General features: G+C 62.2%; 23 protein-coding genes and 2 pseudogenes. 18 read left to right on the plus strand and 7 right to left on the minus strand.

Annotated features, from left to right (window positions below; translation table 11 throughout):
- Positions 1–6 precede the first annotated feature (6 nt).
- The 7 genes from V8U06_RS14410 (at position 7) to V8U06_RS14440 (ending at position 9720) form a co-directional block, all read left to right on the plus strand.
- Positions 7–1911, plus strand: a complete 1905-nt coding sequence (locus V8U06_RS14410) for an ATP-binding protein (protein WP_427141241.1) — start codon at positions 7–9, stop codon at positions 1909–1911.
- Positions 1908–3233: a sigma-54-dependent transcriptional regulator gene (locus V8U06_RS14415; protein ID WP_427141242.1), complete on the plus strand. Its 1326-nt coding sequence runs from the start codon at positions 1908–1910 to the stop codon at positions 3231–3233. The genes V8U06_RS14410 and V8U06_RS14415 overlap by 4 nt, the downstream gene beginning before the upstream one ends.
- A 158-nt stretch (positions 3234–3391) precedes the next feature.
- Positions 3392–4711: an ABC transporter substrate-binding protein gene (locus V8U06_RS14420; RefSeq protein ID WP_427141243.1), complete on the plus strand. Its 1320-nt coding sequence runs from the start codon at positions 3392–3394 to the stop codon at positions 4709–4711.
- 109 nt (positions 4712–4820) lie between these two features.
- Positions 4821–6533 carry an ABC transporter permease gene (locus tag V8U06_RS14425; RefSeq protein WP_427141244.1) on the plus strand — a complete coding sequence of 571 codons (1713 nt, stop codon included), beginning with the start codon at positions 4821–4823 and terminating at the stop codon, positions 6531–6533.
- A gap of 17 nt (positions 6534–6550) precedes the next feature.
- Positions 6551–7651, plus strand: coding sequence for an ABC transporter ATP-binding protein (locus V8U06_RS14430; protein WP_427141245.1), 1101 nt, complete (start codon positions 6551–6553; stop codon positions 7649–7651).
- A 63-nt stretch (positions 7652–7714) separates the two neighbouring features.
- Positions 7715–8374 carry a histidine phosphatase family protein gene (locus V8U06_RS14435; protein ID WP_427141246.1) on the plus strand — a complete coding sequence of 220 codons (660 nt, stop codon included), beginning with the start codon at positions 7715–7717 and terminating at the stop codon, positions 8372–8374.
- A gap of 719 nt (positions 8375–9093) precedes the next feature.
- Complete coding sequence (locus tag V8U06_RS14440) at positions 9094–9720, plus strand: hypothetical protein (protein ID WP_427141247.1); 627 nt, start codon at positions 9094–9096, stop codon at positions 9718–9720.
- A gap of 3 nt (positions 9721–9723) precedes the next feature.
- Here V8U06_RS14440 and V8U06_RS14445 read toward each other — a convergent pair whose 3' ends face one another.
- The 3 genes and pseudogenes from V8U06_RS14445 to V8U06_RS14455 all read right to left on the minus strand — a co-directional run bounded on the left by V8U06_RS14445 (position 9724) and on the right by V8U06_RS14455 (position 11851).
- Entirely contained in the window at positions 9724–10920 is a 1197-nt protein-coding gene (locus tag V8U06_RS14445) for an IS256 family transposase (protein WP_427141248.1), read from the minus strand.
- A gap of 97 nt (positions 10921–11017) precedes the next feature.
- Positions 11018–11206: pseudogene (locus V8U06_RS14450) on the minus strand (IS66 family transposase); the annotation flags it as partial.
- 207 nt (positions 11207–11413) lie between these two features.
- On the minus strand, positions 11414–11851 hold the full coding sequence (locus tag V8U06_RS14455; RefSeq protein WP_427141249.1) for an Lrp/AsnC family transcriptional regulator: 438 nt from the start codon (positions 11849–11851) through the stop codon (positions 11414–11416).
- 154 nt (positions 11852–12005) lie between these two features.
- Between V8U06_RS14455 and V8U06_RS14460 the strand changes: the two genes are divergently transcribed.
- The 9 genes from V8U06_RS14460 (at position 12006) to V8U06_RS14500 (ending at position 21275) form a co-directional block, all read left to right on the plus strand.
- A complete protein-coding gene (locus V8U06_RS14460) occupies positions 12006–12998 on the plus strand; it encodes a dimethylarginine dimethylaminohydrolase family protein (RefSeq protein ID WP_427141250.1) in 993 nt (330 codons plus the stop codon).
- A gap of 56 nt (positions 12999–13054) precedes the next feature.
- Positions 13055–13894 (plus strand): transporter substrate-binding domain-containing protein, encoded by an 840-nt coding sequence (locus V8U06_RS14465; RefSeq protein WP_427141251.1) that lies wholly within the window; start codon positions 13055–13057, stop codon positions 13892–13894.
- Positions 13895–13943: 49 nt separating this feature from the next.
- On the plus strand, positions 13944–14897 hold the full coding sequence (locus V8U06_RS14470; protein ID WP_427141252.1) for an amino acid ABC transporter permease: 954 nt from the start codon (positions 13944–13946) through the stop codon (positions 14895–14897).
- On the plus strand, positions 14897–15658 hold the full coding sequence (locus tag V8U06_RS14475; RefSeq protein WP_427141253.1) for an amino acid ABC transporter ATP-binding protein: 762 nt from the start codon (positions 14897–14899) through the stop codon (positions 15656–15658). The genes V8U06_RS14470 and V8U06_RS14475 overlap by 1 nt, the downstream gene beginning before the upstream one ends.
- A 34-nt stretch (positions 15659–15692) precedes the next feature.
- Positions 15693–17153 carry an amidohydrolase family protein gene (locus tag V8U06_RS14480; RefSeq protein WP_427141254.1) on the plus strand — a complete coding sequence of 487 codons (1461 nt, stop codon included), beginning with the start codon at positions 15693–15695 and terminating at the stop codon, positions 17151–17153.
- Between the two features lie 136 nt (positions 17154–17289).
- The gene (locus V8U06_RS14485; protein ID WP_427141255.1) at positions 17290–17550 is read left to right on the plus strand and encodes a hypothetical protein; all 261 of its coding nucleotides are present in this window, start codon (positions 17290–17292) and stop codon (positions 17548–17550) included.
- Positions 17551–17834: 284 nt separating this feature from the next.
- Positions 17835–18878 carry an ABC transporter substrate-binding protein gene (locus tag V8U06_RS14490; RefSeq protein ID WP_312414995.1) on the plus strand — a complete coding sequence of 348 codons (1044 nt, stop codon included), beginning with the start codon at positions 17835–17837 and terminating at the stop codon, positions 18876–18878.
- Positions 18879–18897: 19 nt separating this feature from the next.
- Positions 18898–20025: an ABC transporter ATP-binding protein gene (locus tag V8U06_RS14495; RefSeq protein WP_427141299.1), complete on the plus strand. Its 1128-nt coding sequence runs from the start codon at positions 18898–18900 to the stop codon at positions 20023–20025.
- A 2-nt stretch (positions 20026–20027) separates the two neighbouring features.
- Complete coding sequence (locus V8U06_RS14500; protein WP_427141256.1) at positions 20028–21275, plus strand: ABC transporter permease; 1248 nt, start codon at positions 20028–20030, stop codon at positions 21273–21275.
- A gap of 19 nt (positions 21276–21294) precedes the next feature.
- On the opposite strand, the gene V8U06_RS14505 is transcribed toward V8U06_RS14500, so the two are convergent.
- Positions 21295–21633 (minus strand): hypothetical protein, encoded by a 339-nt coding sequence (locus V8U06_RS14505; protein ID WP_427141303.1) that lies wholly within the window; start codon positions 21631–21633, stop codon positions 21295–21297.
- Between V8U06_RS14505 and V8U06_RS14510 the strand changes: the two genes are divergently transcribed.
- Complete coding sequence (locus V8U06_RS14510) at positions 21569–22090, plus strand: ABC transporter permease (RefSeq protein WP_312415018.1); 522 nt, start codon at positions 21569–21571, stop codon at positions 22088–22090. The genes V8U06_RS14505 and V8U06_RS14510 overlap by 65 nt on opposite strands.
- Here the strand turns inward: V8U06_RS14510 and V8U06_RS14515 are convergent, their stop codons facing one another.
- Both V8U06_RS14515 and V8U06_RS14520 read right to left on the minus strand, forming a co-directional pair.
- Complete coding sequence (locus tag V8U06_RS14515) at positions 22091–22966, minus strand: LysR family transcriptional regulator (RefSeq protein ID WP_427141257.1); 876 nt, start codon at positions 22964–22966, stop codon at positions 22091–22093. It lies immediately after the preceding gene.
- A gap of 69 nt (positions 22967–23035) precedes the next feature.
- Positions 23036–24250, minus strand: a complete 1215-nt coding sequence (locus V8U06_RS14520) for a M24 family metallopeptidase (protein ID WP_427141300.1) — start codon at positions 24248–24250, stop codon at positions 23036–23038.
- Between the two features lie 250 nt (positions 24251–24500).
- Between V8U06_RS14520 and V8U06_RS14525 the strand changes: the two genes are divergently transcribed.
- Entirely contained in the window at positions 24501–25589 is a 1089-nt protein-coding gene (locus tag V8U06_RS14525) for a GlxA family transcriptional regulator (RefSeq protein ID WP_427141258.1), read from the plus strand.
- Positions 25590–25632: 43 nt separating this feature from the next.
- Here V8U06_RS14525 and V8U06_RS14530 read toward each other — a convergent pair.
- Positions 25633–25965: pseudogene (locus tag V8U06_RS14530) on the minus strand (integrase); the annotation flags it as partial.
- Positions 25966–26047: the final 82 nt, after the last annotated feature.

A 26047-nucleotide genomic window follows, 5' to 3' on the forward strand; every position in this document is an offset into this window, starting at 1 on the left:
GGCGCGATGGAGACCCATGATGCATCACGACGGAAGGGGCCGAGGCGCTGGCGCTTCGGCATCGGCGCGCGCCTCGGCGCGGCCTTCGTCGCGATCGTTGGCCTTGCCGTCGGCGCTAGCCTCGTCGGCTGGCTTTCCTACCGGGAACTCTCGGGCGAGCTTTCGCGCATTGCCGAGGTGCAAATGCCGCAGCTTGCCTTCGCGTCGCGGCTCTCCAAGGCGGGGGCGGATATCGGCTCGGTCACGGCGGCGCTGACCGGTGCGGAGACGCGGACGGAATATGACGAGACCCGCCGCATCTATGCCGAACGGCTCGCGGCCGTGCAGGCATTGCTGGAGGACAACGAGGCCGAACCTTCCGTGCAGAAGCTTCTGCCGCTGGCCGCCTCGATCAATGGCAACCTCGCCCGGATCGATCTGGCGGCCGGCAAGCGCTTCACGTTGGCCGAGGCCATGCGCGCGGATGTCGACGAACTGCGCTGGGTGCAGGCCGACCTGATCGAGGAGGCCGATCCGCTGGTCGACGACATCCGCTTCAACATCGAGGCGGAAACGCGCAACGGCCGCAGCGCGGCCGCGCTCGGCGAGCAGCGGCGCAGCGAGGCGCTTTTGACCGTGGTCTCGCAAGCCAATCTCGCCACCGGTTTGATCGCCCGGCTCGTCAGCAGCGCGACGGCGGAGGAGGTGCAGGAGGCCAATGCCTTTCTCGGTGACAGCGCGGACGAACTGGCCGCGCGCCTTGCGACGCTGGAGGGCTGGCCCGACAGCCTGACGGTGCGCCAGCTTGCCCGGCGCATCCTGCAGCAATCCGATCCCGCGACGGGCACGCCCAACCGCAAGCGCTCCGAAATGCGCGAGGCGGAGCGGCTCGGCGAATTGGCGAAGGAGAACGGCCGGCTGGTGGCCGCGCTCGGCCAGCGTATCGAGGCGGAGGTCGTGGCCATCGAGGCGAGCGCCGGCGCGGCGGCGCAGCGGGCGGCGGCGGCCATCGATCTCGGGCGAAAGCTGCTTGCGGCCATCGCCGTGCTGGCCGTCGTGCTCGCCATCGTCATCGGCGTCTTCTACGTGCATCGCAGCCTGCTCCGGCGCATCGACCAGCTGGCCCATGCCGCGACGGCGATCAGCGAGGGCAACCCGGCAGCGCCCATCCCCTCGGGCGGCGGCGACGAACTGGCGGACCTTGCCCGCGCGCTCACCCTTTTCCGCCAGACACGCGACGAGCTTGTGCAGTCGGCAAAGCTCGCGGCGCTCGGCCAGATGGCGGCCGGCATCGGCCACGAGCTGAACCAGCCATTGGCGGCGATCCGCGCCCATATCCACAGCGGCTCCACGCTGATCGCCCGCGGCAACAGCGAGCAGGCGTTGAACAACCTCGAAAAAATCCGCGCGCTGACGGCGCGCATGGCCGGGCAGATCAGCCATATCCGCCGCTTCGCGCGCCGGCCGGATGCGAAACTGCAGCCGGTCGATCTTGCCGCCGTGGTGCACGAGGCGCTGAGCCTGCTCGAACACCGTTTCGAGGAAGAGGGCGTGACGCTGCGGCTTGCCTTGCCGCCCGGTCTGCCGCAGATCATGGCCGAGCCGGTGCGTCTGGAGCAGGTCGTGGTGAACCTTGTCGCCAATGCGCTCGATGCCGTGGCGGAGCGATCCGAACGGGTGGTGACGGTGATGGCGGAGGCGAGCGGCGAGGGGGCGAGCCTGATCGTCGGCGATACCGGCGCGGGTATTGCCGCTGCGGATCGCGATGCGGTCTTCGATCCTTTCTTCACCACCAAGCCAGTCGGTGCGGGCCTCGGGCTCGGCCTTTCCATTTCCTACAACATCATCAAGGATTTCGGCGCGGATATCGCCGTGCTGGAGACCGGACCTAGCGGCACGCGCTTCATCGTGTCCCTGAAAGGAGCGGCATGACCGCATCGACAGACATCATCCTCGTCGACGACGACGCCAATGTGCTCGACGCCTGTCGCGAACTGCTGGAGATCGAGGGGTTTCGCGTTTCCGCGCATGGGTCTGTCGCCGCCGCGCTTGCGGGACTTGCGGCCGATAGCGAGGCGGTCGTCGTCTCCGACGTGCGCATGCCCCGGCAGGACGGTTTCGACCTAATTGCCGCCGTGCAGGCGATCGACAGGGAGATTCCGATCGTGCTGATGACCGGTCACGGCGATATCCCCATGGCGCTGCGCGCGATGCGCGATGGCGTCTGGGATTTTCTGGAAAAGCCGGCCGATCCGGTGCATCTCATCGAGACCGTGCGCCGCGCGCGCGATCATCGCCGCCTGCTCGTCGAGAACCGGCGCTTGCGTCTTTCCATCGCGGCCGATGGCTGGGAGGCGCGGTTGATCGGTCATTCCGTGCCGATGGTGACGCTGCGCGAGCGGCTGAAGCGCATCGCGGGCGCGGCGACCGATATTCTCGTGCTCGGCGAGACCGGCACGGGCAAGGAGGTGACGGCGCGGGCGCTGCATGATTTCAGCGGGCGCAAGGGCCGCTTCGTCGCCGTCAATTGCGGCGCGATCCCGGAGACCATGCTGGAATCGGAACTGTTCGGCCATGAGGCCGGCGCCTTCACCGGGGCGAAGGACAAGCGCATCGGCAAGATCGAGCATGCTGATGGCGGCACGCTCTTTCTCGACGAGATCGAATCCATGCCGCTGCCGGCGCAGGTCCGGCTGCTGCGCGTGCTGCAGGAGCGCGTCATCGAGCGGCTCGGCTCGAATGACGAGGTGGCGGTCGATCTTCAGGTCGTCGCGGCGACGAAGGCGGACCTGCACCAGCTTGCCCGGCAGGGCAAATTCCGCGAAGACCTCGCCTATCGGCTCGACATCGCCCGCGTCGAGCTTCCCGCGCTTTCGGCGCGCCGGGGGGACGTGGCCCTGCTCTTCCGCCACTTCCTCGACCTTGCCGCCCGTCGTCAGGGCCGTGCGGCCCCGCATGTTGATGCGGTCTTTCTGGCCGATCTCGACCGCCGCAACTGGCCCGGCAATGTGCGCGAGCTGCGCAACGTCGCCGAACGTCATGTGCTCGGCCTCGAAGAGCTGCCGGCCGGCGGCGGCGCGGCCGGCGAGACGCTGGAGGCGCGCATGGATCGGGTGGAGCGGGCAATCCTCGTCGACAGCCTTGCCGAGCAGGATGGCCGCATCGGCGCGACCGCCGAGATGCTCGGCATCTCGCGCAAGACGCTGTACCTGAAGATGCGCAAGCACGGTCTCGGCGGCGACGAGGAGGTCTGACGTTACCGTTTCGACCCCGGAAAAGAGGGCCGATGTTACCTTTCTTTCCCATTTTTCGCGCGGGAATGCTGGAAAGCCGGCATTTTCGAAACTGGCACGGGCCTTGCTGATATCCCGATGACCGCCGGAAAGCCGGCGGGCCATTGGGAGGAAACCATATGCTCAAGACCATTGCCGCGGCGATGCTGATGTCCGCTGCCGTTCTTTCGACCGTCCACGCGCAGGACGGCGGAAAAGTCACCGTCATCACGTCCTTCTCCAAGGACGTCACCGATCCCTTCAAGGCCGGCTTCGAGGCCGCCAATCCCGGTTATACGCTCGACGTGCAGAACAAGAGCACGAGTTCGGGCGTCAAGTTCGTCGACGAGACGAAGGGCAACAACCAGGTCGACCTGTTCTGGGCCTCCGCGCCGGACGCCTTCGAGAACCTGAAGAGCCGCGACCTGCTCGCCCGCTTCACGCCCTCCGTCACGGGCCTGCCGGAAAAGGTCGGCTCCTATCCGGTCAACGATCCGCAGGGCTACTATTTCGGCTTTGCCGCGTCCGGCTACGGCATCATGTCGAACGACCGCTATCTGGAAGCCAACAACCTGCCGAAGCCGACGGAGTGGAGCGATCTCCTGAAGCCGGAATACCATGACCATATCGCCATTGCCGCCCCCTCGCGCTCGGGCACGACGCACCTCACTATCGAAACCATCCTTCAGGGCGAGGGCTGGGAAAAGGGCTGGGCGACGCTGACCGGCATCGGCGGCAATCTCCAGCAGGTCACGGAGCGCTCCTTCGGCGTGCCGGATGCGGTCAATTCCGGCCAGACGGGCATCGGCATCGTCATCGACTTCTTCGCCTTCTCCGCCAAGGCGAGCGGCTTCCCGGTCTCGTTCAGCTATCCCTCGATCACGACGGTCGTGCCGGCCAATGTCGGCATCATCGCCAACGCGCCGAACCAGAAGGGCGCGGAAGCCTTCGTGAACTACCTGCTGTCTGAAAAGGGTCAGGCCGTCCTGCTTGAGCCGGCGATCCGCCGCCTGCCGATCAACCCGGCGCTCTACAAGGATGCCCCGGAAGGCTTCCCGAATCCCTTCGAGGATCCGCGCTTCCAGTCGATGATCACCTTCGATTCCGATGTCTCCAAGCAGCGCACGGATGTCGTCGACGCCCTCTACGACCAGCTCATCACCTTCCAGCTCGACAACCTGCGCGATGCGACGAAGGCGATCCATGCGGCCGAGAAGGCGCTGGCGAGCAATGACCAGGCCGAAGCGCGCGCGCTGATCACTGAGGCCCATGGCCTGATGGCCCGCATGCCGGTTTCGGCCGAAGAGGCGGCCACGGACGAGATGCGCGCGGCCTTCACCGGCGGCGAGGAAAAGACGGCGCGTCAGGCCGAACTGGAACAGGTCTGGGCGGCCTTCGCGAGCGAGAAATACGCCGCCGCCAAGTCCAAGGCAGAACAGGCGCTCGACCTGATCGACTGATCGTTTCGGGCCGCCCGGTCTTTCCGGGCGGCTTCTCCCCAGTCCTGTCTTCGCTCCCCTGGCGCCGCTCGGCCGCCGGGCCGGCCGATCTCATTCCGGAGACTGCCTCATGGCTTTCGCACTTTCATCCCTTCCTGCCCGGCGCATCACGGCGCGGCCCGGACAGGTTCTGGCGGTGACGCTGATCGCGCTGTTTCTCGCGATCTTCCTCGTCATTCCCGCCGGAACGGTGATCTACACCGCCTTCACGGAGAAGGGCACCGGCGCGCTGACCGCCGTGAACTTCGTCGATTTCTTCAACACCGATCTCTTCCGCCGCTCCTTCTTCAATTCGGTCTATGTCTCGGCCATGTCCGTGGTCTGGGCGAGCGCCATCGCGCTGCCGCTCGCGGTGCTGACCACGCGCTTCGAGTTTCGCGGCTCGCTGATCATCCAGACTCTCGGCTTCGTGCCGCTCATCATGCCGCCCTTCGTCGGCGCGGTGGCCATGCAGCTGCTCTTCGGCCGCAACGGCACGGTCAACCTGCTGCTCAACGACTGGTTCGGCATCCGCATTCCCTTCATGGAGGGGCTGAACGGCGTCATCTTCGTGCAGTCGCTACACTATTTCCCCTTCATCCTCATCAATCTCTCCACCAGCCTGCGCAACATTGACCGGTCCATGGAGGAGGCGGCGCAGAATCTCGGCTCGTCCGGCATGCGCCTCTTCCGCCGCATCGTCTTCCCGCTCGCCATGCCCGGCTATCTCGCGGGCGCCTCGCTCGTCTTCGTCAAGGTCTTCGACGATCTCGCGACGCCGCTTCTGCTCAACGTCAAGGACATGCTGGCGCCGCAGGCCTATCTGCGCGTCACCTCCGTCGGCCTGACGGACCCGATGGGCTACGTCATCTCCGTCATCCTCATCGTCGTCTCGATCTTCGCCATGTGGCTGTCGGCTGTCGCCATGCGCGGCAAGGACTATTCTACCACCCAGCGCGGCGGCGGCGGTCTGTCGCGGCGCAAGCTCAGCCTCGGTGAAAGCATGCTCGCCTATGGCGTCGTCGGCCTCATCCTGCTGCTGGTGCTCTCGCCGCATATCGGCCTGCTCATGCTGTCCTTCGCCACGGTCTGGTCCTTCAGCCCGCTGCCGGACGCCATGACGCTCGCCCATTACGGCCGGGTCTTCGGCGAAAGCTCGATCTACATCAAGAACACGCTGATCTACGCGACGCTCGCCGGCCTCATAGATGTGGTCGTCGGCGGCGCCATTGCCTATCTCGTGCTGCGCACCAAGATTATCGGCCGCCGCTGGCTCGACTGGGCGGCGACCTCGGCGCTTGCCATTCCCGGCGTCGTGCTCGGCATCGGCTACCTGCGCACCTTCTACGGCGTCTCGCTGCCGGATGGCACGCCGCTCGCTACGCTCTGGATCATGGTCGTGCTGGCGCTCGCCATCCGCCGCCTGCCCTATGCGCTGCGCGCCTGCTACGCGGCTCTGCAGCAGGTGTCGGAATCGCTGGAGGAAGCGGCGGAAAACCTTGGTGCGACCAAGCAGCGGACCATCCGCCGCATCGTGCTGCCGCTGATGACGGGCGGGCTTCTGGCCGGCTTTGTCACCAGCTTCTCCACCGCCGCCGTCGAGCTTTCCGCCACGCTGATGCTCATCCAGAGCAATTCCGACGCGCCGCTCGCCTACGGCCTCTACGTCTTCATGCAGTCGCCGGCCGGTCGCGGCCCCGGTGCTGCCCTCGGCGTCATCGCGGTCGTCATGGTCGCGCTGTGCACGCTCTTGTCCCACTACGTCATCGAGCGCCGCCAGAAGGCGCTCGGCATCGGCAAATGATCCGGGAGGAACGGACTATGACCATCAATATCGACAAGGCTAGCCTCAGGGAAAGCCCCGCCAAGGCCATCAGCATTCGCGATGTGAATCTCTATTACGGTCAGCTGCATGTGCTGAAGGACATCAATCTCGAGATCCGGCCCGGCGAGTTCTTCGCCTTCCTCGGCCCGTCGGGCTGCGGGAAGACAACCTTGTTGCGTCTCATTGCCGGCTTCAATCAGGCGCAGAACGGCGCGGTCGTCGTCGGCGGCGAGGATGTGCTCGACATGCCGCCGTGGAAGCGGGACATCGGCATGGTGTTCCAGTCCTACGCGCTCTGGCCGCACATGACGGTGGCGCGCAACGTCGCCTTCGGTCTGGAGGAGCGGCGCCTGCCGCGCGCCGAGGTGGAAAAGCGCGTGGCGGCGGCCCTTGCGCTCGTCGGCCTGTCGCATCTTGCCGACCGGCGACCCTCGCAGCTTTCCGGCGGCCAGCAGCAGCGCGTGGCGCTCGCCCGCACCATCGCCATCGAACCCAAGGTGCTGCTGCTCGACGAGCCGCTGTCGAATCTCGATGCGAAGATGCGCGTCGAGGTGCGACGGGAGCTGCGTGAGCTCCAGCAGCGCCTGAAGCTCACCACCATCTTCGTCACCCACGATCAGGAGGAGGCGAACACGGTCTGCGACCGCATTGCCGTCTTCAACGAAGGCCGCATCCAGCAGGTCGGCACGCCGATGCATCTCTATGAGAAGCCGGCCAACCTCTTCGTCGCCAACTTCCTCGGCACGGCCAATATTCTGGAAGGCAGCGTGAAGGGCGAGGGTGCGGCACGCAGCTTCGAGGTTGCCGGCGGCGGTAGCATTCCGGTGCCGGCGGGCGTCGAGGTGCCGGCGGGGGCAAAACTCGTCTTCCGCCCGCAATATGCGACGATCGGTTCGGTGGAAGCCGATGCCGTCCCGCTTTCCGGCGCCATCACGCATCGCGAATTCCTCGGCGCGACGGTGCGCTACGGCGTGGAGGTCGGCACGGCGACGGTGCTGGTCGACGCGCCCTTCCATTCCGGCGACGGCCTGCTTGAGCCCGGCAGCAGCACCGTGCTCGGCATCAAGCCGGCCTCGGCGCTGTGGCTCGCCGACTGACAAATCGACAGATCCCCTTCGCCGCCCCGGCGGCGAAGGTTTTCCCATCAAAGGCCTGAAGACATGACTGAAACCCTGCCCACCCTCCTCGTCATCCGCCACGGGGAGACCCAATGGAACGTTGCCGGCCGCCTGCAAGGAAGCCGCGACACGCCACTGACCGTCAATGGTGTTCGCCAGGCGCAGGCCGTGGCCGTGCGGCTTTCGGAAACCGTGGCGGACCTGACGGACGCCGCCTTCTGGGTCAGTCCTCTCGGTCGCGCCCGGCAGACGGCCTCCATCCTTGCCGATATCTGGTCGCTGCCCTTCGAGCGCTTCGGTGAAACACCGCTACTGGCCGAGCGCTGCTACGGCGTTTGGGAAGGGCGCCTGCATGGCGAGATCGAGCGGGATCTGCCCGAGCAATACGATGCCCATGCCGCCGACCCTTGGGACTACGCCATGCCCGGCGGCGAGAGCCGCACGGCGCTGGCCGAACGGCTGCGGACTTGGCTGCGCTCCCTCGACCAGACCCGCCCCCATGTCGCCGTCACCCATAGCGGCTGCCTGCGCGCCCTGCGCGGCATCTACACGCGGGCCTCCCCTGCCGCAATTTTGGCCTTTCGCGAGCCGCAGACCTCGGCGTTTCTTCTGAGCGAAAGTACGGAACAAATGCTCGGTGTGCCAAGGGCAACGCTTAGTGCATTCGGCTGTGAGGGCGAGGGGCGAACCGTGTGGATTTAACAGTAGCAAGGCCTACACGGCGGGCGGACGAAAACTGGGCCAGCGGGACGTATTTTAGGGTCTGTCAGTGCTAATCGTAATCGAGATGAGATTCCCTCGGTTTTGAATAAGTGATTCAAGATCATTGCTGGATTGGAGGCCAGAAATGATGGCGCAATCTCTTTATCTTGATTTGCGAACGCGCATTGCAGCCGCGTCGAAGGGTGGCATGACAGTTCGCGCCGCATCGGAACGGTTCGGGTATCAGCTGCAACAGCCGTCCGTATGGGCAACTGGACCGGTCTGGTAGAGGCCTGACGCAGGCAAAGATCGGCGGCTATGTCAAACCGACATTGATGGGCGCTGCGGCTGATGTCGCACGCCAGCGGCTCCAGACCAAGTCCGACTGGACGGTGCGTGAGTTATCGACGGAGCTGGCTCGGCTCGTCGTTAGCTATCTGGTTCTCCGCGCGCGGCCGTGCCGCCGAATGGTCAAGGGCCGCCACTCCTTGATGTCCGTGCCGTTTCTCTCATCCTCCAGCTTGGCAAATGGGTGAGCGCGCTGTAATGGTCACAGGCATGATGAACCGGCCGACTAATCTCGCTGCAAGCTGGTGGCGCGCTTTCTAAGCGCGGCCCGTCATCTCATCTTGACCTTGGCCGCTGTTTTGGCGGCTTGGTTTATCCGATCAGAAACCATCCGACTGAGGCAGCGGCTCTTTTACAAAAGGGCTTTGGCAATGACCTCGAACTCCAATCTTCGCTCCGTAATCTTGACTGGCGACCGCACAACCGGGCCTTTGCATCTTGGACACTATGTCGGCTCGCTCCGTAATCGGGTCGCGCTCCAGCATGACCATCGACAATATCTGCTGTTGGCTGATAATCAGGCGCTTACAGACAATGCTCATGATCCCGAGAAGGTGCGGCGCAACGTCATGGAAGTGACGTTAGATTATTTGGCCGTTGGCGTTGACCCTGCGATCTCGACGATATGCGTGCAGTCGGCACTCCCTGCATTGGCCGAATTGACATTGCTCTACCTGAACTTCGTCACGGTGGCCCGGCTGGAACGGAATCCCACGATCAAGGATGAAATTCAGGTGCGCGGTTTCGGGCGCGACATACCCGCCGGCTTCCTGTGCTATCCGGTTTCGCAAGCTGCCGACATAACCGCCTTTAAGGCGACGCTCGTTCCGGTGGGTGAGGACCAGGCACCGCTTATCGAACAGACCAACGAGATTGTGCGCCGCCTGAATCGCCAGTCCGGCAAGGCAGTGCTTCAGAGGCCCGCGCGCTTATTCCGATCGTGTTCCCGGACGTGGTGTAGCTTGGACGACCACGGCTCATCCCGGAGGGCCGGATGAGTATCAGCTTGCTGCTGGCAAGCTGATCAGCGGATCATCGCTCATTGTGGCGATGGTTTCCAGTGTCATGTAGCGGGACCGCTGGACGGCCCATTCATCGTTCTGTTCGAGGAGCAAGGCACCCACCAGTCTGACGATGGCATCGTCGTTAGGGAAGATGCCGACGACCTCTGTCCGCCGCTTGATCTCGCCGTTGAGACGCTCGATCGGGTTTGTCGAATGAAGCTTGGCCCAATGCTGTTTGGGAAAGGTCATGTAGGCGAGCACATCCTGTTCGGCACTATCCATCAGCGTGGCGAGTTTCGGCACCTTCGGCCTGATCTGGTCGGCGACGTTGCGCCACTGAGTGCTGGCAGCCTCCTCTGTGTCTTGGGCGAAGGCCGTGGCGATGAAGGCGGAGACGACGCGCCGACCGCTCTTTCCGGCATGGGCGAGCGCATTGCGCATGAAGTGAACACGGCACCTCTGCCAGGTCGCGGAGAGCACCTTCGATACTGCGGCCTTGATGCCCTCATGCGCATCGGAGACGACGAGCTTGACGCCGCGCAGTCCCCGTCTGGACAGCTTTCGAAGAAACTCAGTCCAGATCGCCTCGGCCTCGGACGTGCCGATTTCCATGCCGAGCACCTCGCGTCGGCCGTCGGTGTTCACACCTACTGCGATGATGACAGCGACAGAGACGATTCGCCCGCCGCGCCGGACCTTGAGGTAGGTCGCATCGATCCAAAGGTAGGGCCATTCCCCTTCGATGGGCCTGTCGAGAAAGGCCTTCACCTTCTCGTCGATCTCCTCGCAGAGCCGCGACACCTGGCTCTTGGAGATGCCCGACATGCCCATGGCCTTGACGAGATCATCGACGGATCGGGTTGACACACCTTGGATGTAGGCCTCCTGGATCACCGCCGTCAGGGCCTTCTCTGCCATGCGGCGTGGTTCGAGAAAGCTCGGGAAATAGCTGCCGGTGCGAAGCTTCGGAATGCGCAGCTCGACGGTGCCAGCCCGTGTCTCCCAGTCCCGATCGCGGTAACCGTTGCGCTGGGCAAGTCGGAAGCCGTTCTTCTCGCCATAACCCGCGCCCGTCTTTGTGCCGACCTCCAGCGCCATCAACTTCTCGGCAGCAAAGCCGATCATCTCCCGCAGCAAATCGGCGTCGGCGCTCTTCTCAACGAGTGAGCGCAAGTTCATCATGTCGTCGGTCATCGGTGGTGTCCCTCAGGTTGGCTCTAAGCAACCCGACCCTACCGGAAATCACCGATGGCTATGAATTCCAGCTACACCACTCCATGGGACACGATCGGGCCATAGGCGAGACCAGCGCAGCGCTCTTTCCACGCTTGGCGCTTGCGGCAATGTCGGCGAGCACGAAGAATTTGCGCCGCGAGTGAGCCCAGCAAAGTGCCTTCGTCAGGGAACCGGGATCGCGGTCTACCTTGAACAGCGGATTGTAGCCGCCATAGGCGTCCGCCTGCAGAATGCCGGTGAAGGAAACATACCGCCAGCCGAGGCTGAAGCACGCTACTACGCCACGCTGGACGAACCAGCCATGGCCGCAAAACTCAGACCAAATGGCCTGCGGCCCGCTGCGGTTCATACCCGAACATACTTTGACTGCTAAGCGCACTAGGGGACGCTCGTTTTTTCCAAACAAGAAGCGTCTCCAGCCTAGAAATTTGATGCTAAGCCAACATCGTTTTTATGGAAATGCCCTGCGCGATGACAGCATCATACTGGTTTCCGTCATCTTTATTCCAGAAATTCTTGATATCGCGCGAAGTGTAAGGTCGAAATGTGTCAGCGTATCAGCCTCCAAAATTGCTATTGAGTCCCACTGCCCACTTGTTGAATAGAGATCCACCACCTCAGTGATTTTGTTGAGCTCCCTGACCACGTGATCGGACTTTGTTCCTTCGATCTTCACCAGCATAATGGCACGGATCATCCGACTCTGCACTCCAGAACCCAGCGTGATCGTGAAGCTCTCAATGATGCCATTCGCCAGCAAGCGCTCGAGCCTAGAACGGGCTGTCACGCGGGAGATGCCCAGCTTCTGGGCGATGCTGGCTATGGGTTCCCGACCATTATGGCGCAGCAGGCTCAGCAGTCTTCTGTCGATGCTATCCAGTTCGACCATCTAGCGTTTCCATTTTGGATACTTTCCCTCAAATTGTTGCCAAACCTCTCACTTTGTACAGTCGAGCTTTCGGCATATCGTCCATTGGACCCTAACGGGAATAGTTGGCTCGCCCAACCGAAATTGTGAATCTTCTTATCGAGAGCAGGCACCGATGTTAGACACAGTCGCAAGTGAATTGAAATCCGGCCACAACGGCGGAACCTTCGGCATGTCCGCCTATGGCGGCGCAGGCTGGGTACAGCGCAAGGGCAGCCATGTCGAAGAATTCGGCTCGATCTGGAGCGGCTACCGGGTGGATTCCGAATGGCGCCGTCTGAAGGCCGTTCTCGTCCACGCACCCGGCACGGAGCTTGCCGATAGCGTCAGCGACCCGCAGGCCGCCTTGATGCTCGAACCGCTCGACCTGAAGCTGGCGAGCGAGCAGCACGCTGCCATGTGTCAGGCCTATGTCGATCAGGGCGTCGAGGTTCACCACGTCACACCCGCGTCGATGCCGTCTCCAAACCAGATGTTCTGCGCGGATCTTTTCGTCATGACTCCGCAGGGAGCGCTGCTGGCGCGTCCGGCAGGCCAGGTCAGGGCGGGTGAAGAGCGCTGGGCCGCACGCCGGCTGGCCGATCTCGGCGTGCCGATCCTGAAGACGCTCGTCGGCGATGCCACGTTTGAGGGCGCCGATCTCATCTGGCTGGATGAGCGTACGGCAATGGTCGGCAGGGGCCACCGCACCAACCAGTCAGCGATAGACCAGATTACCACGGCTCTGGCGGAAATCGGTTGCGAGACGCTGACCGTCGACCTGCCTTTCGGAACGATGCACTTCATGGGCATGCTGCGCATCGCCGACCGCAACCTTGCGATCTGCTGGCCGCGCCGCACTCCGCTCGCAACGGTTCGCGCCCTGCAGGACCGCGGCTATGAGGTCGTCTGCCCGCCCTGCGAAGACGACGCTCAGAGCTACCGCGCCATGAACTTCGTAACGCTCGGGCCGCGCAAGATCATGATGGTTGCCGGCCTGCCGAAGTTCCAGCCCTTCTTCGAAAAGCAGGGCATCGAATGCGTACCAGTGCGGACGGACGAATTGTCGAAGGCAGCCGGCAATATCGGCTGCCTGACGGGCATCCTTGCGCGTGAAACCATGCGCTAGCAAAGGGCGGGACGCCCCCGCCACCAACGACGGAAACGAGAAACCAGGAGGGGAAAATGAACCGGTTCTTTTCGAAGTGTATTGCAGGCGCGGCGCTGGCCGCCGTGCTCTGGTCGCCTATATCGGCGCAGGCGGGCGAGGTCCTCGACCGGGTGAACGCTAACAAGGTGCTGAAGATGGCGACCGACGCCAATCTTCCGCCACTGTCATTCATCAATGACAGCAACGAGATGGACGGGTTCGACGTGTCCGTCGGGAGGGAAATAGCCAGCCGGCTCGGCGTCGAACTAGAGATCATCACGCCGGAATGGACGATGATCACCGCCGGGCATTGGAACGGCCGCTGGGACATCTCCATCGGCTCCATGACCCCGACGGCAGACCGCGCGAAGGTGTTCGACTTCCCGGCGATCTACTACTACACGCCGGCGTCCTTCGTGGTGCACAAGGACTCCAAGATCCAGACGAAGGCCGACCTCAACGGCACCGTCATCGGCGCCCCCAGCGGAACGACCTACGAAAAGTACCTGCGCCGTGACCTCGTGATCGACGCCGTCGGCACGCCGGAGTTCAAGTACGAGGTCGAGCCTGGCACGATCAAGACGCTCAGCGCCTCGACCGCTTTGATGGACGACCTGCGACTTGGGCCGGGCGCGCGTTTGGACGCGATCATCTATGCCCTACCCTCGCTGAAGGAAGCGATCGGCAAAGGCTATCCGTTCCGCATCGTCGGCGAACCCGTGTTTTATGAGCCGCTGGCTGTTGCTATCGAAAAGGGTGACAATGAGTTCAACGACAGGATTGCCGAGGCGATCGCCGCGATGAAGAGCGACGGCACCCTGTCGAAGCTGTCGGTGAAGTGGTTCGGCGTCGATTACGCCGCCCCCAACAACTAACCGAAAATGGTGGAAGGCCGGCGGCCTTCCACCAACTGGGGGGAAGCACATGTATGCTGATACCGTCGACAGCCCACGGCTGACGCGAAATTCCAAATTCATTCTCGTGCTGCTACTGACCGTCGCGGCAATCGCCTATCTGGCCGATCCACTTACGAAGCCGTTGCAAGACTATGCCGCCATCACGCTGCCCGGGAACTGGAGCCGGCTGGTCGGCGCCGTGATCGTCGCAGCCACCGTCGTTCTTAACATCGCCATCATCGCAAGCTTCCCCCGCAAGGTACAGATCGGCCTCGTGTGGGCGCAATTGACGCTTCTCTTCCTCTGCGTCTTCATGCTGTTCGACCTGTCGCTGGCCTTCATCATGCAGAAGCTGGGCTTTCTGATAACGCAAGGCGTCGTCACGACGCTCTACGTCTCGGCCATCTCGATTACGATTGCGACCGTCATCGCCATCGTCGGCGCAGTGGCGAAACTCTCCCAGAGCGGCTTTGCCTATGGCGTCGTCAGCTTCTACACCTCGCTGTTTCGCGGCCTGCCGCTCCTCATGCAGATCTATCTCATCTATGTGGGCCTGCCGCAGCTCGGCTTCGTCATCGATGCGGTGCCAGCTGGCATCGCTGCGCTGTCGCTCTGCTACGGCGCCTACATGACCGAGATCTTCCGCGCCGGCATCCAATCCATTCCACGCGGCCAGTGGGAGGCATCCAGGGCGCTCGGCTACCGGTTTCCGGCGATCCTGCGCTGGATCATCCTGCCACAGGCCGTTCCGATCGTCATACCGCCCATCGGAAACCAGTTCATCGCCATGCTGAAGGACTCTTCCCTCGTGTCGGTGATCGGCGTCTGGGAACTGATGTATCTCGCCCGCACCACCGGCAACCAAACCTTCCAGCACATGGAAATGCTGATCACCGCCGGCATCCTCTACTGGATCATGACGATCGTGCTGGAAATCGGTCAGTCCCGGCTGGAAAATCACTTCAGCAAGGGAGCCCGCTGATGTCCGCCCCGTCCGAGCAATCGCCGCCGGCCATCGTCGATGTGCGCAATATCAGTAAATGGTACGGCGCCCTGCGGGTGCTGAACGATATCTCGCTGCGGGTGACGCCGGGGCAGAAGCTGGTCATCTGTGGACCCTCCGGATCCGGGAAGTCCACCTTCATCCGCTGCCTCAACCGCCTCGAAGCTCATCAGCAAGGGGAAATCTTGATCGACGGCGTCGAGCTGCACCGCAATATGACCGGTATCGAGAACGTGCGGCGCAATGTCGGCATGGTCTTCCAGAATTTCAATCTGTTCCCCCACATGACCGTGATGGAGAACATTACCGCCGCCCCGATCCGCGTGCTTCGCGAAAACCCGAAGATCGCGCGTGACCGGGCGGAGGAACTCCTGCAGCGGGTCAAGATACCCGAACAGGCGGACAAATATCCGAGCCAGCTTTCGGGCGGTCAGCAGCAGCGCGTGGCGATTGCCAGGGCGCTGTGCATGCAGCCGAAGATCATGCTTTTCGACGAGCCGACCTCCGCCCTCGATCCCGAAATGGTCAACGAGGTTCTCGACACGATGGTGGACCTTGCCCGCAGCGGCATGACCATGATCTGCGTCACGCACGAAATGGGTTTCGCCCGCTCCGTCGCCGACGAGATCCTCTTCATGGACAAGGGCGAAATCATCGAGCGAAGCGATCCCGAAAGCTTCTTCTCGCGTCCCCGCAACCCTAGAACCAAGCAGTTTCTGGGTCAAATCCTGTCCCACTGACTTGGCATGGCCCAACACGAAAGCAGAGGTATTCATGCGTCCCGGCAACGACAAGACCACCGTGTTCCGCAACTGTGACTGGATCGTGGCCTGGGACCCGCAGAGCGGCGCGCATACCTATCTTCAAAATGGTGATATGTCGATCCGCGGCAATGAGATCGTCTATATCGGCGGTAATTTTAGCGGCTACGCCGATGTTGAGATCGACGGCCGAAAGCGCATGCTGATCCCTGGCTTCATCGACATCCACAGCCATCCCGGTTTCGAGCCGGGCTGGAAGGGCATGCTGGAAGAGCTCGGCAGTCCCCGCCTTGGCCAGAGCTCGCTCTACGAGTTCATGCCGGTCTTCCAGATCAGCCCGAAATACACGCGCCACGCCATTCGCGTCGCGGTATGGGAGGCTCTGCGAAGCGGCGTGACGACGATCTGCGATCTCGGTATTGCCCGGCCGGGCTGGGCGGACGACCATGCGGAGACCGGTATCCGCGCCGTGCTGTGGGGCATGTTCCGCTCCGGCCCATGGCGCACGCGCGACGGCCACTCGGTGGAATACGATCTCGACACGGCGACGGGCGACAGGCTTCTGCGCGAGACGATCGAGATGGCCGACAGCGTCTCGGGCCATCCGAGCGGTCGCATAACCGGAATGATCTGCCCGGCGCAGATCGACACCTGCACCGAAGCGCAGATCCGCGATGCGCTGGCCGCCGCCCGCGAGCGAGGCCAGCCGATCCATATCCACGCCGCCCAGAGCGTCGTGGAATTCCAGGAGATTGTCCGCCGGACCGGCTGCACACCCATCGAATGGCTGGACAGGATCGGCGCGCTCGGACCGGACACGGTTATCGGCCACAGCATCTTTCTCAACGACCATCCCTGGATCCATTGGCCACACGCCAACGACTTCGAACGCCTGCGCGACAGCGGCGCCCAGGTCGCCCATTGCCCCGTGGTCTTCGCCCGCCGTGGAATCGCGCTCAACACGCTGAGCCGCTACATGGATGCCGGTATCGCCTGCGGTATCGGCACCGACAGCTTCCCGCACAACATCCTCGATGAGATGCGCATGGCTTGCTATGCGGGCCGCATCGTCAGCGGCAACTTCAAGGGCGCCAGCACCGCGCATGCCTTCATGGCGGCGACCGCAACCGGTGCGGACATCATCCGCCGGCCCGACCTCGGCCGCCTCGGTGTCGGCTGCAAGGCCGATTTCTCGGTGATCGACATGTCGAACCCCTACATGCAGCCCGACTACGAGCCCATCCGCAGCCTCGTTTATTCGGCGAGCGATCGCGCGGTCCTCGATGTCTATGTCGATGGCAACCGCGTCGTGGAGAACAGCAATGTGGTTAACTTCGATATAACCGAGGACATCGAGGCGCTGCGTAGCGCCCAAGCCGAGGCGATCGCCGCTGCGCCCCAGCGCGACTGGGCCGGAAGGTCCATGGAAGAGCTTAGTCCGCGGGTCTTCCCGCTCGCTGCATCAGGCCGGTGAGCAGCGATCCTTCCGGCGGGCCGCAGGAGATCACTCCCGCGGCGTCAGATGAATACCCGCTCGCTTCCATCGCAATACTATGCGAGCGCTTGGGGAAATCGCAGGCGCCGCCGGTCTCGGCAATCCGAGCGACTTCATGCCCTACCACTTCATGTTCCGACAGAAGGACGACGAGTTCCTAGACGGCAACGAAGCCTATCCCTACCTGCCCGAGGGTTTCCTTGTGTCGGGCGGAGAGATTCCCGAACTAGCGGATTGGCACGATCGATGGGACCGTGCCAGTGCCGACAGCTTCGCCTCGCCCGAAATTCCCCATGGACCGTTTAAGCGCAATCGGAAACAGAACCCGCATGAGGAGCAGCACGGGGCTTCTGGGACGCTCACCTCTGTTGCTTAGACGTCGACATGGTTGAGTGTGTCCGGGGCTATCGTCGATCTTGGCAAAAGACTTTTTATGCACCGGTTCGCTCACATATATAGCCGCGAGTGTCCGCGGTCTGCGGCGTGATCTTGTGGTAGGGTACAGGAATTAGCCCGCAGCTCCGATAAGCGGCGCTCATGCTCACATGACAGCTACTTATTTGCGCCGCAGCATGTCGCAACATAGGCTTTCCTCATAGCTCGCAAGCAAGACGGGCGTCACGACGGGTAGATCAAATCTGTCTCCAGAGAGGAATTCCAATGTTCAGAACAAGAATGTTTCTGGCAGCGACAACGCTTGCCTATAGCTTGACGCTCGGCGTGGCACTCGCGGCCGAGCCGCTTTCGGTCATGAGCTTCGGCGGAGCTTATCAAGATGCCCAGCGAAAGGCCGTATTCGGCGCCTACAGCGAGGAAACCGGCCGACAGATATCCGAGCAGGAATACGGCGGCGAAATAGCCAAAATCAAGGCAATGATCGACAGCGGCAACACGACGATCGACGTGGTGGACGTTGACGCGCCGACCTTGCTACAGGGCTGTGACGAAGGTCTTTTCGAAACGATCGACTGGGAAAAGATCGGCCCGAAGTCGGACTGGCTCGCCGGCACCACATCGGATTGCGGCGTCGGGACAATCGTCTATGCGACTATTCTCTCCTACGATCAGGACAAGCTGGAAAAGCCGCCGACGCGGCTTGCCGATCTCTTCGATCTCGCCAACTTCCCCGGCAAGCGTGGTCTTTGGAAAAACCCCGCGACCAATCTTGAATTCGCACTCCTTGCCGACGGCGTAGCGCCGCAGGATGTCTATGCGACGCTTGCAACACCAGAGGGTGTCGACCGCGCCTTTGCCAAGCTCGATACCATCAAGAGCCAGATCGTCTGGTGGGAAGCAGGCGCGCAAGCACCGCAACTCCTCGCCTCAGGCGAAGTGGCCATGACGACCGCCTGGAACGGGCGCATCTTCAATGCCAACAAGGAAGGTCGCAACTTCAACATCGTCTGGGACAATCAGATCCTCGATTCCAACTACTGGGTCATTCCCAAGGGCGCCAAGGATTTAGAAGGTTCGCTTGCCTTCATCCGCTTTGCCGTAGAACCGAAGGTTCTGGCGGGTATCGCGAAGTATATACCCTACGGTCCCGTCCGCGCGAGCGCGGCCGCCGAAGTGGCGCCCGAAGATGCGAAGAACCTGCCAACGAGCCCCGCCAACCTGACGGCTTCGCTGACACTCGACAACGCCTTCTGGGCAGACCACGGCGACGAAATCCGCAAGCGCTTCACCACCTGGCTTTCCAACTGAGGAACGGCGGATGAACACGATGATCCTGGAAAGGGGGCGCTTCGCCGAAGCGCCGCCAATCAAGAATGCTGTCGAAACAATGGTCGCCTTCGAGCATGTCCAAAAAACCTATGATGGGCGCGCGCTTGTTGTCGAAGACCTGAACCTTAATGTGCGGCGTGGTGAATTCCTCACCATGCTGGGGCCGTCCGGGTCTGGAAAGACGACCACGCTGATGATGCTCGGCGGTTTCGAGCAGCCGACAAGCGGACGCATCCTGCTCGAAGGACAAGCCGTGGAGCGCCTGCCGCCCGAGCGTCGCGATATCGGTTTCGTCTTCCAGAACTACGCACTCTTTCCGCATATGACTGTCGCTGAAAATGTCGGCTTTCCCCTTCGCTACCGCAGTGTCAGAGGGGCCGATGCAACGCGTCGTGTCGAGGAAGCGCTAGCAATGGTCAAGCTCACGGGCCTTGGCGAGCGTCGTCCAGCGCAACTTTCAGGCGGACAGCAGCAGCGCGTGGCGTTGGCCCGCGCCATGGTTTTTAACCCGAAGCTCATCCTGATGGACGAGCCGCTCGGCGCGCTCGACAAGCAGCTTCGCGAGCACATGCAGGTGGAAATCCGAAAGATCCAGCAACGCCTCGGCATCACCATGGTCTATGTGACGCACGACCAGTCCGAGGCGCTCACCATGTCCGACCGGATCGCTGTCTTCCACGAAGGCAAAATCCAGCAGCTTTCCGATCCGGTCACGCTTTACGACCGGCCCGATAACCGTTTCGTCGCCGGCTTCATCGGCGACAACAACACGCTTTCCTGTGAGTTTGTCGGGACGGAAAACGGCTTCAACGTAGTGCGAATGGCGGATGGAACCCGGCTCTTGACGACGGGTGCCTCGGGCCAGGCCCGGTCGAACCTCACCATGTCACTGCGCCCGGAGCGGCTTGATCTCGACAGTGCGGAACGCAGCACTGCCGAAAACCGCATCTGTGCCCGCGTGCTCGATAGAACCTTTCTCGGCGACCGGGTGCGGTTGACACTCGAAGCCTTCGGTGGGGATCGCCTCGTTGCTTCACTGCCGGCGGCTTCCGGCGCAGCCATCCAGTCGGAAACCCACGTCGAGATGACCTGTTTCGCGGCTGATTGCCGGACGTTGACGAGGTAGCCATGACGCAGACCATGTCTCTTGCCCCTCTCACCGTCGACGCCAATCTGGGAGCTGCACTTCGCCGTGCGGAAAGACCGAACCGACTTCGGGCACTCGCGCTGGCATTGCCGGCGCTGCTTTTTCTGCTCGTAACCTTCGCCGCTCCGATCGGGATTTTCCTGACGACGGCCGTCAGCAATCCGGAAGTGCGCGACGTCCTGCCGCAAACGATTGTCGCGCTTGACGACTGGGACGGACGAACCACCCCCGGCGAAGACGTCTATGTCGCGCTTGCGGCGGATCTTGCACGGGCAAAGGAGAACAATACGGCAGCCGCGCTCGGCAAGCGGCTGAACTATGAAAGCGCCGGCATGCGCAGCCGCATCATGTCGGTTGTCCGCCATCTCGGCAATTTCCGGGAAAGGCCTCTCGCCCCGCAATTCGCCAAACTCGACCCTGTCTGGGCGAGCCCGGACCTATGGGCGATCCTCAAGCGCAATGCCGATCCTGTGACGCCGTACTATCTTCTGACGGCCATGGATTTCGGGCAAGATGCGTCCGGCAGCATCGTGAAGGTGCCACAGGACCAAGCGGTCTTTATCGGCATCCTCGGCCGCACGCTGTGGATTGCAGGGCTGGTGACCTTCGCGACGCTGCTGCTCGGCTTTCCGACCGCCTATGTCATTTCGCTGGCGCCTGCCCGCATTGCCGGCTTCCTGCTCCTGATGGTGCTTCTACCGCTCTGGACCTCGCTTTTGGTACGCACCACCGCCTGGGTCGTGTTGCTGCAGACAGACGGCATCATAAACCAGATGCTGCTGGCACTCGGCCTCACGACGGAAAAACTGCAGCTGATGCTGACACGCTTCGGCACCGTGACGGCCATGACCCATATCCAGCTGCCCTTCACCATCCTTCCGATCCTCAGTGTGATGAAGTCCATTCCGGAGGGGCAGATGCGCGCCGCGCGCTCACTTGGCGCGCCACCATTCTTCGCCTTCTGGCGGGTTTATGCACCTCAGACGCTGCCAGGGGTCGCCGCCGGCTGCCTGATGACCTTCATCCTGTCGCTTGGCTACTACATCACACCAGCGCTCGTCGGTGGGCCAAGAGACCAGATGATGTCGAACTTCATCGCCACCTACATAAACCGCGATCTGAACTGGGGCATGGCTGCGGCGCTCGCCTGCGTGCTCCTCGTCATGACGCTTTCCATCTACCTCCTGTTCCTGCGCCTCGTCGGTGCGGAGCGCATCAAGCTCGGATGAAAACCATGTGGCTTCCTTCCTATGCAACTCGAAGCGAGCGGCTCTGCCGTTTCGGCGTCGTCACCTTCGCGTTCGCCGTCCTTATCTTCCTTATCGGACCGCTTTTCGTCGTTTTTCCACTATCGGTTTCGAAGGATCCTTTTTTCACCTTTCCGATCCAGGAGTATTCTTGGCGCTGGTATGCGGATTTCTTTGAGAACTCGCGCTGGACACAGAGCCTTTTCAACAGCGTCGTCGCGGCTCTCTTCAGCACGGCGCTCGCCACGCTTTTCGGCACGCTGGCCGCGCTCGGCATCAGCCGTCCCGGTTTTCCTGCGCGCAAGGCCGTCATGGCATTGATGATCTCGCCAATGATCATGCCCGTCGTCATCGTTGCCGTCGGCGCCTACATGTTCTTCGGTACGCTCGGGCTCACCAACACGCGCACGGGGCTGGTGCTGGCCCATGCGGCGCTCTCCATTCCCTTCGTGGTCGTCACGGTGCTTTCGGCGCTTTCCACCTACGATTCCAATCTCACACGAGCAGGTGCGAGCCTCGGCGCCGGGCCGGTCAGCGTGTTCTTCGCCGTCACGCTGCCTCTCATCGTGCCCGGCATCGTCTCGGGTGCGCTCCTTGCCTTCGCCGTTTCCTTCGACGAGGTGATCGTCGCCCTCTTTCTTACGGGCGCCGAGCAACGCACGTTGCCGGTGCAGATGTTCTCCGGCATCCGGGACCAGATCAACCCGACGATCATGGCAGCGGCCAGTCTGCTCACCACCGTCTCCATCGCCCTCTTCCTGGTGCTGAACCTCATCCGTCGGATGCGACGGACCTGATCACCCGTCCCGTGTGTCGGCGAGAAAAGCGTCGGCAAAATGCGCAGCAAAGCTCTCCGCCACCGGGGAGCGTTTGCGGTCGGAACTCAGATAGATACCAACGACGACGTCCGCGAGCCTGGGAAGGCCGAGGGCGTCGTCAAGCGTCGATAGCTTCGTCGGCACGATGCGACGGGCGAGCACCGTGTTACCGAAGCCGGAACCGACTGCGGCCTCGAGGCCCGAAAGACTAGGGCTCGTATAGACGAGGTCATAACCACGTCCGTCTCGCTGCAGGGCCGTCAGCATCGCCCGACGGTAGAGACACCCCTCCGGGTAGCAGACGATGCGCAGATTGCCAACGCCATCCGCAACAATGGAGGTCTCGCCGTCGCCCACCCAGGCCAGCGGTTCCTTCCAGGTCATGAACGCGCCTTCTGCCGGCCCGTCCGGCGTCATCGCCACCACGAGATCGTACAGGCCGTTGCGCAAGCCTTGCAGCAGGAAATGGGAAAGGTCGCAGACGACCTCGAAGCGGAAATCGTGGCCGCTGCGGGCAAGGCGCGGCATGAGCTTCGGAAGGAAATGGTCGGCATAGTCATTGGGAATGCCGAGGCGGATCTTGCCATGCTGGTCGCGCCTGGAGAGGCGCAGCACCATCTCGTCATTCAGTGTCAACATCTGACGGGCATAGCTCGCCACCAACTCGCCCGCCTCGGTCGGCTGGGCGCTTGCATCCTTGGCGAAGAGGGAGACATTGAGCAGTTCCTGCAACTTCTTCATCTGCAGGCTGATCGCCGGCTGGGTGCGGCCGAGCTGCTCGGCGGCGCGCGTATGGCTGCGCAAATCGATGACCGCAAGGAAAGTACGAAGAAGATCGGTCGGGATGTTTCTCACGAGTATGGTACCGCTTCCAAAAGGAAACGGGCCGATCGGGCGGCCCGTTCCAAGTTGCCCGCATACGGGTCAGGCGGGGAGGATATTATGCTCCGGGCCGAAGGGGAAGCCCGTGATGTTCTCGCTGCCGGTCTCCGTCATCACGAGGATGTCGTGCTCGCGATAACCACCGGCGCCCGGCATGCCATCCGGAATGGTCAACATAGGCTCCATGGAGACGACCATGCCGGGTTGCAGCACGGTGTTGATGTCCTCGCGCAGTTCAACGCCCGCCTCGCGGCCGTAGTAATGGGAGAGCACGCCGAAGGAATGACCGTAGCCGAAGGAACGGTAGCCGAGCAGGCCGTGCTCGCGGTAGATCTCGTTGAGCTCCGTCGCCACATCGCCGCAACGCGCACCGGGCTTGAGAAGTTCAAGGCCGCGGCGATGGACGGCGCAGTTGATCTCCCAGATGCGCAGATGCTCGTCGCTGGCATGGTCGAGGAACAGCGTGCGTTCGAGCGCCGTATAATAACCGGCGATCATCGGGAAGCAGTTCAAAGAGAGAATGTCTCCCTTCTGGACGCGGCGCGACGTCACCGGATTATGAGCCCCGTCGGTGTTGATGCCCGATTGGAACCAAACCCAAGTATCCATCAGCTCGGCATGGGGAAAACGATCCGCAATGTGGCGGACCATGGCCTGCGTACCAGCAAGCGCAACTTCATATTCCGGCACGCCTTCTTGCACGGCCCTCGCCACAGCGGCGCCGCCGATATCGGCCGTTGCGGCCCCTGCCTTGATGAGCACGATTTCTTCGGCCGACTTGATCGTGCGCAACCACATGGTCGGCGAGCCGATATCGACGAACTCGACACCGGGGAAGGCTTCTTCCAGCAGGCGGCGCAGGTCGAGATTGACCTGGTCGAACTCGATACCGATGCGCGAAGCATTTGGAAGAAGCTGTTGCAGGGCGTGGAAGAAATTGTCTCGCTGCCAGTCGGTATAGGTGATGTTGTCACCGAAGGTGCGGCGCCATGGCTGGCCGGCATCGATGCCGGCGGAGACCGAGGTCGCCTTTTCCGGCGTGATGACGAACGCGTAGCGCCGGCCGAAGGAGCAATACAGGAAATCGGAAAAGTAGCAGATATTGTGATAGGAGGTCAGTATCGCGGCATCGAGTTTCAACTCCTCCAGAATGCCACGCATCGCATTTTGTCGCCGCTCCATTTCGCCCGCCGAGAAAGTCGGCTGTACCTTCTCGCCATTGTGCATTTCCTGCAACCGCAGGAGCTGGTTCGGCATCCCTCGCGCAAACATGTTCATGTAAAAAACTCCTTCTCCGCGGCCAATCGCGCTGTTTGACGATGCCGAGGGTAGGAAGGTTAGAGGCCGCTGGAAAATTAGAAGTTCCAATGCGGGCATAAGGAATTCGAACTTCCTGCGGATTGCTAATCCCGTCATTTGCGATCGAAATTTCCGTCGCGGCATCCGCTTCTATAGGTTTTCAGGAAGAGGGGCGGCGATCGGCCGTCGACTTAAGCGGGGAGAGCCGATGCTGGAGCGTGGAATTGGATATGTCGTCGCCGGACGCGGCAAGAACCAGGGCGCCGATCGTGGACCCGGCAAGCGATTGAGGGTCGGCTTTCTCCTTACCCGGAAATTCACCCTGAGCGCCTTCGCGCTGTTCGTTGATACGTTGCGGCTCGCCAGCGACGTGGAGGACAAGTCTGGCCGCCGCCTGTGCGATTGGGATGTCTTGAGCCCGAACACGCATATGATCCGATCGAGCTGCGGCGTACAGGTTGTCCCGACCACTGGTCTGGGTGATCCGGAGCGCTTTGACTATGTCGTCGTGATTGGCGGCCTTCTGGACGTCGAGGAACAGTTGCCCTCAGAATCTGTCAGCTTTCTTCAGCGGGCCCTCCAGAAGGGCGTCAGGATGATCGGTGCCTGCACCGGCAGCTTCGTTCTTGCCAATTCCGGACTACTGGACGGCAAGACGGCGTGTGTCAGCTGGCTGCATCACTCTGAATTCAAGGCACGCTTCCCGGCGATCCGGTTGACATCGCAACGGCTCTTCGTTGAGGACGGAACGGTGACGACCTGTGCCGGAGGAAGCGCCGTGGCCGATCTTGCCGCGTTGCTGGTCCGGCGGCATGTCGGCGAGGGCGCAGAACGCAATGCCATGGAAATCCTTCAACTCGATCGCCGTAGAGAAGGTTCGGATCTGCAGAGCCGCACGCCGATCACTCTGCCCGTTCACTGTGACGACCGCATTCGCGTGGCATTGCTCTGCATGGAGGAAAATATGGACGATAGGCTTGATATTGAGACGATCGCTGATCGCGTTGGCCTTTCCCGACGTCAGCTGGAACGGATTTTCCAAAACAAGACCGGCTTTTCGCCTGCTGCAGCCTACGAGAAGATCTGCATGAAAAAGGCCGCGCAGCTGGTCGAGCGAACATCCAAGACCGTGATTGAGATCGCGCTAGACGTCGGCTTCGCAAACAGCTCGCATTTTTGCAGGCGATTCCGAGCAAATTTCGGCATGACTCCCAACAAGCTGCGCGAGATGATGCGCAAGCGGGTTAGAGGAGACATTGTTTCAGAAAAATCAGTTCGCCAAACGGCACCGTTGTAGTGAGCGCGAAACGGTAGAGCATGTGTGCCCGAGGTTGTTTCAGCTACGGGCCAGCAGCTTTAGTGATATTAACCCGGAACGGGTCGCGCCTGTGCTGATATCGCCGAGTCATCTCCGCAGAAAGCTGGCCAAATTGCTTTTGAACATGCCGCTCGTCCACTTCGGCCAAGGAGGCAAGGCCGGCGCACAGCGAATGATCGGCAGAAAGCTGCCGGCGCTCCACCTCCAGGTCGTTCAGCCGTCCGGTCCGGTCCGACATCTTTGCTCGTGCCGATCACACGGCGGAAGAGGGGGCCTTTGGCGAGCCAGGCGAACCTGATCAAAGTTAGCATTGCGCCGAGGGGCAGGTGGCGTCGGAGAATCCGCGGCCGATCTTGTTAGTAACCCGAAGTTTCGTGGACGCCCTCGGATTAGATGTGTTTCGGCGTGGTGTTTGACCCCACCATCGGCGCCGTAGG

The sequence above is a fragment of the Shinella sp. G-2 genome (assembly GCF_050172695.1).
In the GTDB taxonomy this organism is placed as follows: Bacteria; Pseudomonadota; Alphaproteobacteria; order Rhizobiales; family Rhizobiaceae; genus Shinella.